The 13,735-nt window shown below is 43.7% G+C and carries 13 protein-coding genes; 9 read left to right on the forward strand and 4 right to left on the reverse strand.

Annotation, left to right across the window (positions count from 1 at the left end; all coding sequences use genetic code 11):
- Positions 1-88: 88 nt before the first annotated feature.
- Together BFN00_RS12590 and BFN00_RS12595 are read right to left on the reverse strand one after the other, a co-directional pair.
- Positions 89-436, reverse strand: coding sequence for a type II toxin-antitoxin system RelB/DinJ family antitoxin (locus tag BFN00_RS12590; RefSeq protein WP_071851988.1), 348 nt, complete (start codon positions 434-436; stop codon positions 89-91).
- A 114-nt stretch (positions 437-550) separates the two neighbouring features.
- Positions 551-1,459 (reverse strand): pseudouridine synthase, encoded by a 909-nt coding sequence (locus tag BFN00_RS12595; protein WP_071851990.1) that lies wholly within the window; start codon positions 1,457-1,459, stop codon positions 551-553.
- A gap of 126 nt (positions 1,460-1,585) precedes the next feature.
- On the opposite strand from BFN00_RS12595, the gene tsaE reads away from it, so the two are divergent.
- From tsaE to hfq, 4 genes are all read left to right on the forward strand, one after another.
- Positions 1,586-2,065: a tRNA (adenosine(37)-N6)-threonylcarbamoyltransferase complex ATPase subunit type 1 TsaE gene (gene tsaE / locus BFN00_RS12600; protein ID WP_071851992.1), complete on the forward strand. Its 480-nt coding sequence runs from the start codon at positions 1,586-1,588 to the stop codon at positions 2,063-2,065.
- Positions 2,055-4,022: a DNA mismatch repair endonuclease MutL gene (mutL, locus tag BFN00_RS12605; protein ID WP_071851993.1), complete on the forward strand. Its 1,968-nt coding sequence runs from the start codon at positions 2,055-2,057 to the stop codon at positions 4,020-4,022. The genes tsaE and mutL overlap by 11 nt, the downstream gene beginning before the upstream one ends.
- A gap of 6 nt (positions 4,023-4,028) precedes the next feature.
- Positions 4,029-4,973, forward strand: a complete 945-nt coding sequence (gene miaA, locus BFN00_RS12610; RefSeq protein WP_004645483.1) for a tRNA (adenosine(37)-N6)-dimethylallyltransferase MiaA — start codon at positions 4,029-4,031, stop codon at positions 4,971-4,973.
- A gap of 92 nt (positions 4,974-5,065) precedes the next feature.
- Positions 5,066-5,593 (forward strand): RNA chaperone Hfq, encoded by a 528-nt coding sequence (gene hfq / locus BFN00_RS12615; protein ID WP_004278899.1) that lies wholly within the window; start codon positions 5,066-5,068, stop codon positions 5,591-5,593.
- A 119-nt stretch (positions 5,594-5,712) separates the two neighbouring features.
- On the opposite strand, the gene BFN00_RS12620 is transcribed toward hfq, so the two are convergent.
- The gene (locus BFN00_RS12620; protein WP_071851994.1) at positions 5,713-7,020 is read right to left on the reverse strand and encodes a peptidylprolyl isomerase; all 1,308 of its coding nucleotides are present in this window, start codon (positions 7,018-7,020) and stop codon (positions 5,713-5,715) included.
- Positions 7,020-9,473: an LPS-assembly protein LptD gene (locus BFN00_RS12625; RefSeq protein WP_004278895.1), complete on the reverse strand. Its 2,454-nt coding sequence runs from the start codon at positions 9,471-9,473 to the stop codon at positions 7,020-7,022. Before BFN00_RS12625 ends, BFN00_RS12620 begins: the two co-directional genes overlap by 1 nt.
- 121 nt (positions 9,474-9,594) lie before the next feature.
- Here BFN00_RS12625 and BFN00_RS12630 point away from each other — a divergent pair, with 121 nt between their 5' ends.
- The 5 genes from BFN00_RS12630 (at position 9,595) to BFN00_RS12650 (ending at position 13,708) form a co-directional block, all read left to right on the forward strand.
- Positions 9,595-10,608: an aminoglycoside phosphotransferase family protein gene (locus BFN00_RS12630; protein WP_071851996.1), complete on the forward strand. Its 1,014-nt coding sequence runs from the start codon at positions 9,595-9,597 to the stop codon at positions 10,606-10,608.
- Positions 10,609-11,298 carry an N-acetylmuramate alpha-1-phosphate uridylyltransferase MurU gene (gene murU / locus BFN00_RS12635; protein WP_005247326.1) on the forward strand — a complete coding sequence of 230 codons (690 nt, stop codon included), beginning with the start codon at positions 10,609-10,611 and terminating at the stop codon, positions 11,296-11,298. It abuts the gene before it with no gap.
- Positions 11,299-11,383: 85 nt separating this feature from the next.
- On the forward strand, positions 11,384-12,016 hold the full coding sequence (gene rsmG, locus BFN00_RS12640; RefSeq protein ID WP_071851998.1) for a 16S rRNA (guanine(527)-N(7))-methyltransferase RsmG: 633 nt from the start codon (positions 11,384-11,386) through the stop codon (positions 12,014-12,016).
- A gap of 25 nt (positions 12,017-12,041) precedes the next feature.
- Entirely contained in the window at positions 12,042-12,824 is a 783-nt protein-coding gene (locus tag BFN00_RS12645) for a ParA family protein (protein WP_005170377.1), read from the forward strand.
- Entirely contained in the window at positions 12,821-13,708 is an 888-nt protein-coding gene (locus tag BFN00_RS12650; RefSeq protein ID WP_071851999.1) for a ParB/RepB/Spo0J family partition protein, read from the forward strand. The genes BFN00_RS12645 and BFN00_RS12650 overlap by 4 nt, the downstream gene beginning before the upstream one ends.
- Positions 13,709-13,735: the final 27 nt, after the last annotated feature.

Here is a 13,735-nt window from a genome sequence, read left to right on the forward strand (position 1 = left end):
CATGCTAATTTTTTATTGATTATCAGCATCAAGCATAGCGAAGTTTATGAGTGGCAGGCTTTAGAAATTGTTCGGAAATGCAACAATGTTAAATTTTGTCGCTTTCACCCAAAATAGCATTCAGTTCTTCAAATAAATCAAGATGATCATCATCCAGCTGGATCTCCTGATCATCTAGTAGATTTAGGGCAGAATTAGAAAGCGAAGTTTGCTCGGTTTTAGCTTCATTTTGTTTCAGCTTGCGCAAGCGGATCAGCTGTTCCAGATTGATATTCTGGTTTTCAATCGAGAAGGGGATCGATTTGGTAATCACCACCTGCTTGAAAAAAAGACGCACGGCCTGAGCTGGCGTAATCCCCAATTGCTTAAATACCGCAAAGGCTTGTTTCTTCTCTTGCGAGTCCAAGCGAATTTGATAAACTTCAGTTTTTCTCATAATATTTTTAAAGCTTTAAATTACTTAACTTTTCGCCTTTATTCTAATCAATTACGTTTGAAATTCAATCTTAAAGCGACCGATTTTAGAAAATAATCTGTAATGACAAGCGATTTACAGTGTCAATTCAAGTTGCGAGCTGAAATTCATGCTTTTTTGCGTGATCGGATCGACAAATTGAATATGTTTGGCTAATAAACTTAAAGGTGCAGAAAAATCATCTTCCGCCTTGTGCGCTACCTGTGGATAAAAGGGATCGTGCTGAATCGGAATACCCAAGTAATTCAAGTGCACCCGTAATTGATGCTGCTTGCCAGTATGTGGTTTTAGCTCATATTTGGCCCATTCTGTATTATGTTCCAGCAGATCAATCGCCGTCTCGCTATTCGGCGTTCCGTCTAGCACGTGCATGGTATAAAAAGGCTGTCCCTTTTCCATTCTTAATCGCGTGATCAATGGAAATTTTAAATCAGGTTGATAAGCTGCAATCGCATGATAAGTTTTCTTCACCTGCCGTGTAGCAAATAACTGCTGATACAGGCCACGCGATTCCACGCATTTGGAAATCAGAACTACACCTGCCGTTTCACGATCCAGCCGGTGAATGGGCGTCAAATGCTCATTGCCGGTTTGTTTTTTAAGACGAACCAATAACGTTTCCTGCAAATATTGTCCGGTCGGACTCATAGTCAAAAAATGCGGTTTATCGACCACCATGAAATGCTCATTTTCAAATAAAATCTGATGTTGAAAAGGAACATGCACTTCATATGCCAAAAAGCGATAATAGAAACAGTGGCTATTGGCCTGAAATGGACTTTCTGGAGTTAATTGATTGCCCTGAGCATCATAGATCAGACCCTCGTTGAAACGGGACTGCCATTCATCTGCTGTAATATGCGCAAATTGCGCGCATAAATAAGCAAGAACTGTCAGGGGTGCATCCGGACTGGCTGGCAAAAACACTTTACTGGCACTGACCCCATTCAGCATGGGCGGGTTAAATTCAACAGTTGGTTGCATGGCAGGCAGATTAACCTCTTAAGGGACAGATGCTGTGAAAAAACACAGTTTCTCACACAGGTGAATAGGCTTTTAAAGCGTGGCGATGCTATCATATTTATTCTTTTGCATCATGTCGTGAGTAATATGCCTTATTCATTTAATGTCACTTTAAATCATGAAGACGATACCCAAAAACTGGCCAAGGTTCTGGCCGAAAATTTCCCTGCGGGGGTCGTGTATCTGATTGGTGACCTAGGGGCAGGAAAAACGACCTTAACGCGTTATTATTTGCAACAGCTGGGTCATAAAGGTTCAGTGAAAAGTCCAACTTATACACTGGTCGAACCCTATCAAATTAATGGTCAGGATATTTTTCATTTTGACTTGTATCGTCTGAATGATCCGTATGAACTGGAACTGATGGGAATCCGGGATTATCTGGAAACACCGAATGCGCTATTTTTATTTGAATGGCCATCCAAAGGTGGCGATGAAATTCCGCAAGCTGACTTGATTATTGAAATTTTAAAATCTGAAGATGAACTTAGCCGTACTGCAAGCCTGATTTCATCGAATCTTGCCTTACGAGAAGCTCTGGAGCGCCAATTCTCACATGTTGAATGATTTAAGTCTGCGCCGTATTCGTGCCCTTGATCCTGCACTTGCCAACCAGATTGCCGCAGGTGAGGTGATTGAACGTCCGGCTTCTGTGGTCAAGGAATTACTGGAAAACTCGATTGATGCGGGTGCGACAGAGCTGATCATTCGGGTCGAACAGGGCGGTAGTACTTTAATTGAAATCATCGACAATGGACGCGGAATTCATCATGAGGATTTGCCGCTGGCAGTGATGCGCCATGCCACCAGCAAGATCCAGAGCGCTGATGAACTGTATGCAATCAGCAGTCTGGGCTTTCGTGGCGAAGCACTGGCGTCGATAGCAGCAGTTTCACGCCTGACCATGATCAGCAGTCAAAATGACGAGGGCATTGGTTATCAGGTAGAAGTCAATGGCACGGCTTTTGATCATCAGGAGATTCAAGCAGTCGCGGCTTCAAAAGGGACGCATATCCGGGTTCAGGATTTATTTTTTAATGTGCCTGCGCGGCGTAAATTCCTGAAAAAACCGGGCACTGAATTTGGTCATATCGAAGAAATCGTGCGCCGTATGGCGTTAACGCATTTTGATATCCGTTTTGTGCTAGAACATAATGAAAGCATCAAACTGAATTTACCTGTAGCAGATAGTGGCACTTTACGTTTCCAGCGCGTTCAACAGCTACTTGGCCGCCAGTTTACTGAAAATGCCTACTGGATGGATGCAGACAGTATCAACATGCGTTTGTCTGGCTGGCTTGGTCATCCTTCAGATGCACGTGCACAGGCTGATTTGCAGTATGTTTATGTGAATGGCCGGATTGTCAAAGACAAAACTATTTCCCATGCGTTGCGTATGGCCTATGACGGTATTTTGCATGGTCATCAGCATGCGGCCTATTTACTATTTTTGGAAGTTGATCCTGAAAATATCGATGTGAACGTCCATCCGACCAAGCATGAAATTCGCTTCCTGAATCAACGTGAAGTACACGAGTTTGTGCGGCATTATGCCAAAGAAACGCTGGCACAATTCCAGACTGCGACTGCGGATCTGGCCGAGGCGATGAAACAGGATCAACAGCCTGGTTTGACAGCCCCGCAACCGCGTTATCAGGAACAGTTCAGCCTGCATCAGACTGCGCATTCTCAGCCACAGGTGGTGAGAACGACATCTGCCTTAAGTGAAAATGAAACTTCAGATGTGCTGACCGATTTTGCATCTTCAGGTCCACAAACAGTGCATTATTCCCAAGATTACCGTAAATCTTATTCTGGTTCACAGCAGCTGAATAATGCCTTGCAAAGTTATTTAGCACCGCTCAGAGAAAGTTCGGAAACCGAAATATTCAGCCCTGAGCAGTCTTTTCAGACACATGTAAACACTAAAGTGGATGAGCATCCATTGGGCATTGCTATTGCCCAGTTACATGGCATTTATATTCTGGCGCAAAATACCGAAGGTCTGATTATTGTGGATATGCATGCGGCGCATGAGCGTATTGTCTTGCAGCAAATGAAATCGGCTTGGGATAAACCTGAATTCTGGACATCACAGCAACTGCTGATTCCAAAGGTCGTAAACATTAGCCGGATGCAGGCGATGCGTGTCGAAGAGCTGAAAGAGCAGTTGGCACGTTTGGGTCTGGAAATTGATCAGTATGGTGATGAGCAAGTGATTGTGCGCGGCGTCCCCGCTATTCTACACAAGGCCGATTTCGATGCCCTGATTCCTGAATTATTGAATGATTTAGATCCGGGGGATCAAGCACAAAGCCTATTGCAGAAGCGTGACCAAATTTTGGCGGGAATGGCCTGTCATGGTGCAGTGCGAGCGCATCGTATCCTAAGTTTGTCTGAAATGAATGCTTTATTACGGCAGATGGAACAAACCGAATTTGCCAGTCAATGTAATCATGGTCGTCCGACTTGGCGCGCCTTTCCATTGGCTCAACTAGATAAACTTTTTGCTCGAGGAGAGTAGTTTTACATGTCCAATCAATTGCCGGTCATCAATTTAATGGGGCCAACTGCAAGTGGTAAAACCGCTTTGGCATGTGAACTGTATGAGCAAGGGGGATTTGAGCTGATTTCGGTCGATTCTGCACTGGTTTATCGGGAAATGGACATTGGTACAGCCAAACCTTCTAAAGAGGAACTGGCGCGCTATCCGCATCATCTGATTGATATTATTAGTCCACTTGAAGTGTATTCTGCAGCCAACTTTGTCGAAGATGCTTGCCGCCTGATTGATGATATTCATGTGCGTGGTAAAACCCCGATTCTGGTTGGCGGAACCATGCTGTATTTTAAGGCCTTGCTTGAAGGTTTGTCAGATAACCTACCAAGTGCAGACTATGCTATCCGGGCAGAGATTGAAGCCAAGGGTGAGCAGGAGGGCTGGGAAGCGGTTTATGCAGAATTATGTGCAGTCGATCCGATTGCCGGTGAAAAATTCAAGGTTAGCGACAAGCAGCGCATTATTCGAGCCTTGGAAGTTTTTAAATTGACTGGTGAGCCGATTACAAAACTACAGGCAGAACAACCTAAAAACTTACCATATCGTTACAGTTTCCATAATTATGCACTGATGCCAGATCGGTTAGAATTACATGGGCGTATTGAACAACGTCTGGAAATTATGTGGAAAAGCGGTTTTTTAAATGAAGTTGTGAATTTAATTGAAAAATACGATTTTAATGAAAATTTACCTTCCATGCGTTCAGTGGGTTATCGTCAGGCTATGGAATTCTTAAAAAATGCTGATAAAACCAAGGAAAAGCAACGGGAAATGGAGGATAAAGCTTTATTTGCGACACGACAACTTGCAAAACGTCAATATACGTGGTTAAGGTCTTTGCAAGAAAAGCATAAATTTACAACATATTTTACGCTACAGCAGGCTCAAGAAGACTTGCGAAACTGTCACGGATAAAGCAAAATTTAGGGACTATCTTTTTTATAATTTTTAATTGAAAAATAGAGATAGTTTTTGCGCTGATTTTTAATTTTTTTTGGAGTTATAACATGTCTAAAGGTCAAACTTTACAAGATCCATTCTTGAATTCTCTCCGTAAGGAACGTATCCCAGTATCTATCTTCCTAGTAAACGGTATTAAATTACAAGGTCATATCGAATCTTTTGACCAATACGTGGTTTTATTAAAAAATACAGTAAGCCAAATGGTTTATAAGCATGCAATTTCAACTGTAGTACCTGCACGTAATCCACGTCCTGCTGGCGCGCCTGCTGGTCCACAAGGTGCGGGCTTCGGTGGTCAAGGTGCTGCAGGTGGCTTTGGTGGCGGTCAAGGTGCTGGCGGCTTCGGTGGTCAAGGTGGTTTTGGCGGTCAAGGCGGCGGCTTCGGTGGTCAAGGTGGCTTCGGCGGTCAAGGCGGTGGCTTTGGTGGTCAAGGCGGCTTTGGTGGTCAAGGTGCCGGCTTCGGTGGTCAAGGTGGCTTCGGTGGTCAAGGTGCTGGCTTTGGTGGTCAAGGCACTGGATTTGACAACGACACTAAATTTGAAGACTCTTCAGACGATGAAAACAATCGTTAATCGAGTTTGAAAATTAAAAAACCTCTCTATATGAGAGGTTTTTTTATATCTGTACGTTTTAAGTTTTTTAAATAAAAAGCCAACGAGATGTTGTTGGCTTTTTAGGATTATGGTAAGGCTTAACGGTTACGTTTAGGATCTAGTTGAGGATCTTTGATTTCTACATAAGCATTATTGCGCGTTTCACGTAACCAGCTATCTAATTCGGCATCAAATTGACGTTCACCGAGCAATTGGCGAGCCATACGTTCCTGATATTCCTGTGTCATATCTTGTTGGCGTGTTTCACTCACTTGCAGAATATGCCAGCCAAACTGGGATTGAAATGGTTTACTGAACTGACCTACTGGGGTGCTTTTCATCTGCTGTTCAAATTCAGGTACCATTACCCCTGGGCTAACCCAGCCAAGACTTCCGCCATCACGAGCCGAGCCAGTATCATTGGAGAACGTTGAAGCTAAAACAGTAAAATCTTCACCTTGTTTGAGGCGGTTATACAGACTATCAATCATTTGTTTGGCATTTTCAGGACTGACCACTTCAGACGGTTGAATCAGAATGTGTCGTGTTAAATATTGAGGAACAAGGGCTTTCTGTTCGCCACCTTTACGTTCCAAGAGCTTCAGAACATGTACACCATCAGCGACAGGAATCAGTTCAGAAGTTTGACCTGGTTGCAGGGTAGTCACGCGTGCAGCCAGTTCTGCTGGAATTTCTGACAGGTTTCTCACACCCATATCAGCAGCTTCGACTTTAACGCCGCCAGTGCTGTACTTTTTGATGATCGCCTGAATGTCATTGCTGCTATTTAATTCTTGCTTTACCTGTGTTGCAATTTGTTCAGCATTTTCACCGCTTACCCGTAAATGCAGTACATGGACCTGACTGCCAAGCAAAGCTTGACCTTGCGGGGTATTTAGGAAGTTTTTAACATCTTGATCTGTAATTTGAATACGTGAAGTCACGATTTGTTGACGTAAACGATTCAGTGCTAAATCTTCAGCGATACGGTTACGTAAAGAAGCATAGGTATTGGGCGCCATGGCATCCAGTTTCTGCTGGAATGCTTCCAGACTCGGTGAACCAGAATCACGGGCAACTTTCAGGACGGCTTCATTTAAAGCTTTTTCATCTGGACGAATATTATAACGTTTAACTTGTTCAAGCTGTGCCTGACGAATAATCAGTTGCTCTAAAGCTTGTTGCTCAAGATATTGTTGTGGTGGAACTGCCTTTTTCTGTTTTTGCAGCTGATGTGAGATTTCGGCTACACCTTGAGCCAAGTCACTACGTAGAATGATACTATTGTCGACTACAGCTACAACTTCATCTTTAGGTTGGGCAACAGCAAAAGTCGTCATCGCTGAAGAAAGGCATAGCGCAAGTGCGGTTGCTTTAAAAATTTGTTTTAACTGTTTTGTCTTCATTAACGTTCTGTCCAAGTTTGATTGATATTGTTAAAACCTAGAATACGATTTTCTAGTAATGAGGTGAGTTTGCTGCTTAACCCACCTAAGCCTTTCAGGCTGACTTCGGCCATAATGGCGCGTTTGGCTTTGACGCTTGAATCATTAACGTCGTCTAAGTCATTGTAATATGAGCGACCGTAAACAGAAACTCCCCAACAGCATGACTCATAGTTCACGCCAAGTAAATATTCCCGTGCGACACTATTGTCGAGGTCAAACTGGGCATGTCCAACCAGACGCCAGTTGTTGGCAATCGGCTGGATAAATGAACCCACCACATGATCATAGCTCTTTTGACGGTTCGGAATATCTTTGCGATAGAAATAGCCTAGGTTATAAAGATTGCCTTGCTCACCGGTATAATAAACCTGCAAATCTCGTTGGGCATTCGATCCATTCGACATCCAGCTTGAGTTCAGATTAACGTGAACATTATTTGACAGCTGGCTGGTCAGTTGAATTACAGGGCCAGTATGACTTTCACGGTCGAATTCATCTGCATCATTTTCCAACGTTACACGGCGATCTTCAAAGAAAAAGCTCTGTCCAACGCTGGCACGCAGGCGCTCCAGACCTTCTTCATTAAATAGGCTATAGCTCAGACCTAAGGAGGCAAAGTTATTGTCTTCCAGGCGGTCATTACCATAAAAGCGACGCGCACTGAAAAGTTGATCATAATTAATCGAAGCGACGACTGAATCAAAGTTTGGCTGATTCTGCTGGTTCTCATAAGGTGAATACGCATAGAACAGACGAGGCGTTAAGGTCTGTAGATACGTACCTTCTTTTTCAAAAATTAAGCCGGTGTCCAGCGTGAATTGTGGCACCACAATTGAATTATTTTCACTAGACGCGCTACGGCTTTGGGTTTTTTCATCATAGAAAGTATTGATGTTGCGTACAGTCGCCTGAGGAATGAAGAATGACCACGGGGTAAAATGATTATAACGCACGGAAAAGTCATTATAGATCCGTGTACCACTCGGTTGATATACCTTCTCACCCGTTGGGTCAGTATCAGCGAAATTTCTCAGATCCTTCTGGAAATATGCTGTGTCGTTATTAAACTCAAGTTGTAATCCCAATGGATTGCCAGTTTTGTAATTGACTAAAAGCTGTGGCAAACGTGCATAAGGACGGTCTTCATCCAGTACAGTTGGATCTAGGGTTTGGAAGTCTTCGACTTTGAATTGTGCCTTTAAGCCAGGAATACCATTTTTATAATTGACTTCCCAGGCACGGCGTAAGTTCAGGTCAGTTTTAGAGTTCGGGTTATTGTCCAGATCGGCAAAGTAATCTTTGTCTGAAGCGTAGTTATATTCAAGGTTGGTGGAAAGCTGATTATTGATCTGCCAGTTATGTAAGAAATGCAGGCTTTTACGGTCTTCGTCGCTATAGCTTTCATCGGAAGGTAAATAACCTCCCCAAATACGGCCTTCACCATAATTCTCAGTCAGATAACGGAACTCGCCATCCAGCATTACCCCACGATCGCCAATATAACGCGGCGTAATTGTCGCATCATATTGTGGTGCTAAATTCAGGTAAACTGGAACACCTAGTTCCAGACCACCATCATTGGTAAAGCCAAATGTCGGCGTCAGAATACCGGTAGTGCGGCGGTCATCAATCGGGAAGTTGAAATAGGGAACTGCCAAGACCGGAACATCTTTAACATATAGCTTGGTATTGCGGGTTTCACCACGTCCAGTTTCCTGGTTCAGCTTGATCTTTTCTGCCTGGATTTTCCAGGTCGGTTTTTGCTCAGGTGGACAGGTGGTATAGGTCGCATTTTCCAGTTCTACCGTCTCGGTCGAGGTTCTGGCGATCTTTTCTGCCCGACCATGCGCATGTTGCTGCTCGGCAATATAGAAGCTGTTATTTAGGTCGCCTTCTTGGGTCTTTAAATTATAATTAATATCATCACTTTGCGAGAGCAGGCCACCCTGAGCAAGTTGTACCCGACCTTCTGCTTTGGCATAGGTTTGGGTTTGATCAATCGTTACGCGTTCAGCACGAATCTGGCGACCTTGCTGGTCAATGATGACATTGCCTTCTAAATAAGAGTCACCTGCTGGATTGTAGTGTCCATAATCTGCAGTAATGGTGGATGTAGCCTGATCTGGCGCAACGGTTGCTGCATCTGGGGCAATCGGGGTCACCCAGGTGCCTTCACAATAAGCCGAACTTAAGTATTTTTCCTGCCGCTGCTGTGCTTCAGCTGAGGATTTGTCGACATAGTATTGCGAAAAGAATGCTTCACCTGGATAGGTCTCATTTATGCGCTGTTTGAGTTGTTCTGCATTTACATCGGACGAGACATTTGATGCAGCATAGCCGGAGGCTGAGCTGCCACATAAAAGGGTTAAGATCGCAGTCGCTAGAGGATTTATTTTAAAGTGATGCTTCATTTGTCTCATTAACCAATCATGCTTTTATCGCAATTAATTATTGTCGCATCATAGAGAAAAAGTTGATAAGTAGCTACACTTAGCACTTTAAAAACTCAGCCTGTATTAGAATTAATTGCAAATGAATACACAACGCGAACAATTGATACAATCTTGGATTGCCTCTGTACTCGGTTCAGATCAATTTGAAACTCATTTTTTAGCAGGTGATGCCAGCTTCCGTCGTTATGCACGAATCAAACTGAATAATAAAACATTTATGCTGATGGATGCACCACCAGAAAAAGAAGATTGTGTGCCTTTTGTGACGATAGATGAGTTTTTTGATGTACATGGCGTGCGCGTTCCGCATATCGTGGCAAAAGACCTGGAAAATGGCTTTTTACTGCTCGAAGACTTTGGTGATGTGCTGCTGTCGAATCTGCTGAATGACGAGACTGTAGATGCCTATTATGAGCAAAGCTTTAAGCAGCTCATTCAACTACAATCGATTGCTGGAGAAGGGCATTTCCCGGCATATTCTTATGAAAAACTGATCTCGGAAATGGAATTGCTGACTGACTGGATGTTACCAGCGTTAAAGGTTCAACTGACTGAATCAGAAAGCGCCTTGATCAAACGCACTTTTGCGATTTTGGCGAATGCCGCATTGGCACAGCCACAGGTGATCGTGCATCGGGATTTCCATAGTCGTAACTTGATGAAAATCGACAATGAAACCGAACTCGGTGTGATTGATTTTCAGGATGCTGTGATTGGTGCGGATACTTATGACTTGATCTCGATTACCCGTGATGCCTATGTACAGTGGAATGCCGATCGTGTGTATCGCTGGTTCAAAAACTTTTATGACTTGTTGCCAGCATCTGCTAAAGAAGAGCGTGACTTTGAACAGTTTAAAAAAGACGCCGACATGATGGCGATTCAGCGTCATATCAAGATTTTAGGTATTTTTGTGCGTCTGTTTGAACGTGATGGCAAGTCAGGTTATCTCAAGGACTTACCACGTGTGATGTGGTATCTGCTTGAAGAATCTAAGGCTTATGCAGAACTAGAGCCATTCATGCAGTTTATGCGTGACAGAGTGATGCCTGCATTTGAAGCTAAATATGGCTCATATGAGGTGGCTGCCTGAATGAAAGCGATGATTTTGGCCGCAGGACTCGGTAATCGTATGCGGCCGCTAACGCTGCATACGCCAAAGCCTTTGCTGGAAGTTGGGGGCAAGCCCTTAATTGTCTGGCATATAGAGAAACTGGCTGCGATCGGTGTTACTGAAATTGTCATCAATACGGCTTGGCTCGGTGAAAAACTCGCAGAAGCTTTGGGCGATGGTTCACGATTTGGCATTAACATCCTTTGGTCACATGAGGGTGAAGGTCTGGAAACCGCTGGTGGAATCATTAATGCCTTGCCGCTACTCGGTGATGAACCTTTTATTCTGTTAAATGGTGATGTCTGGACCACGATGGATTTTGCACCTTTACTGGATATTGATCTAAAGGATAATTTGGCGCATCTCGTACTTGTGCAGAACCCTGAACAACACCCAGAGGGTGATTTCACGCTTGCAGAAGGTAAAGCTTATACCTTTGATCAGCAAGTCGGAGGTGAGAACCTGACTTTTAGTGGTGTATCCGTACTTGATCCGAAGATGTTCCAAGTCTTAGAGACTGGCAAACGTCCTTTGGCTCCGTTGCTAAAAGCAGCAATGCAGAATCAGCAGGTTGCAGCTTCTAAACTGGCAGGAATTTGGGTTGATGTGGGAACCCCGGAGCGTTTAACGGCACTGGATACGGCGATCCGTGAAGGGAAGTTTGCTTAAGTGAATATTCGCTAAGCACTGCCTACTGTGCCAATATAGAGAAAACGGTATACTTCCACCTAACTTTTTCGAGCGTAGATTGTTTATGCACATGTTTTTTCAAGAACTAAAGCAGGGTAGCCAGGCTTTGGGTTTAGAGCTATCTGATGAAGCTTTAAATTTATTACTCAAGTATCAGGATGCTTTGGTGTTGTGGAACAAAGCATACAATTTGACTGCAATCCGTGATCCTAAGGAAATGCTGGTCAAGCATCTGCTCGACAGTTTAAGTATTTTAAAGGACTTGCCTGCGGGCAGGTTGCTGGATATCGGCACAGGTGGTGGTATGCCGGGCATGATCATTGCTTTATGTCAGCCCGAGCGTGAATGTGTATTACTCGATTCAAACGGTAAAAAAATCCGTTTCCTGAAGCAGTTTATTGCCGATCTGAAACTTAAAAATGTCATTGCCGTGCAAACGCGTGTAGAAAATGAAGACAGTATTCATGAGCTGGGTCAATTCGATGTGATTACCAGTCGTGCATTTGCATCTCTGACTGACTTTGTGGATGCCTCTAAACCGTATATGCATGAACAGACCATTATTGCCTCGATGAAAGGCTTAATTCCTGAAGATGAAGTCACTGCTTTAAAAAATGAATTTAGTTGTGAGATTATTGAACTTAAAGTTCCGCGCTTAGACGAACAGCGTCATTTACTGCTATTAAAACGTATTTAAGAATTTTAAAGGGATTGGGGGCAACATGGCACAAATTATTGCGATTGCAAACCAAAAAGGTGGTGTTGGTAAAACCACAACCGCAGTAAATTTGGCAGCATCTTTAGCTGTGTTAAAAAAACGCGTTTTGCTGGTCGATATGGATTCGCAAGGCAATGCAACCATGGGGTCGGGCATTCAAAAGAATGACCTGCTGTATTCGGTCACCGATGTATTGCTGGGTGAAGTGCCTATTGAGACGGCGATCGCCAAGGCAGAAGTCGGTTATAAGGTTCTGGGTGCCAACCGTGATCTGGCTGGGGTTGAGCTGGCAATTGCAGATCAAGAAGGACGTGAATTCATCTTGCGTGATGCATTGCAAGAAGTCGAAAAGTCATTTGATTATATTATTGTTGATTGTGCGCCAAGTCTGAGCCTGATTACAGTGAATGCTTTGGCAGCGGTTGATGGTGTGCTGATTCCGATGCAGTGTGAATATTATGCACTGGAAGGTCTGGCTGATTTGACCCAGACCATCGATCGGATTCAGCAAGCATTGAATCCAGACCTGCAAATAGTCGGTGTATTACGTACCATGTATGATGCGCGTAATGCCTTGACCCGTGATGTCTCTGAAGAATTAGAACAATATTTCGGTAAAAAACTGTATGACACCGTGATTCCACGCAATATTCGTCTGGCTGAAGCACCAGCACACGGTTTGCCGGTGATTTATTTTGAAAAAAGCTCAAAGGGTGCAGTTGCTTACTTAAATCTGGCAGCTGAAGTATTAAAGAAAAGCAAAGTGAAAAAAGGAAGTAAAGCATGACCGTCAAGAAACGTGGACTCGCTAAAGGTCGTGGCTTGGATGCCTTGCTAGGCTCAATTCAAAAAGAAAAATTACAGATGGAAGCCCAAGGTCTTGATCATGGTCAGCTCAAACAGATTGATGTGAACCTGCTCAAGCGTGGTGAATACCAGCCGCGCCGTTATATCAACGAGCAAGACTTGCAAGAGCTGGCGGCATCGATTGAAAAACACGGCATTATGCAGCCGATTGTGATTCGTCCGGTCGATGACGAACGCTATCCTTATGAAATTATTGCCGGTGAACGTCGTTGGCGTGCAGCGCAGTTGGCAGGTCTGACTGAAATTCCTGCGATTGTGCGCGAACTTCAGGATCAGGTCGCGATTGCATTGGCTCTGATTGAAAACATCCAACGTCAGGATCTGAATCCGATTGATCAGGCGCTGGCCTTACAGCGTTTCCATGAAGAATTTGGTTTAAGCCATCAGGAGATTGCAGATACCGTTGGTAAAGCGCGTACGACAGTGAGTAACCTGCTTCGTTTGCTCAGCTTGGCTGAAGAAGTGAAAGACTTTATGCAACAAGGTTTGCTGGATATGGGGCATGCACGTGCGATCTTAACCTTAAAAGCTAAAGATCAGCTCAAAGTTGCAGATATCGTAATTGAAAAAAGTCTGTCTGTGCGTCAAACCGAGCAGTTAGTCCGTGATTTCAATACACCTAAACAAGAAAAAGTAAAAGAAGCGGTAGCACCAGATATTCAGCAATTGACCCAGCGCCTTTCAGAGCGTTTCAGTGCAGATGTTAAAATTGACTATAACAAGCAAGGTAAAGGGAAACTGGTTATTAGCTATCACTCTTTAGAAGAACTTGATGGCATTCTTTCTATTTTAGAAGATGAATAATTTATATATTTTTTTTATTGGGGAATA

The organism is Acinetobacter sp. AR2-3 (genome assembly GCF_001878775.1).
Lineage (GTDB): Bacteria > Pseudomonadota > Gammaproteobacteria > Pseudomonadales > Moraxellaceae > Acinetobacter > Acinetobacter lwoffii_D.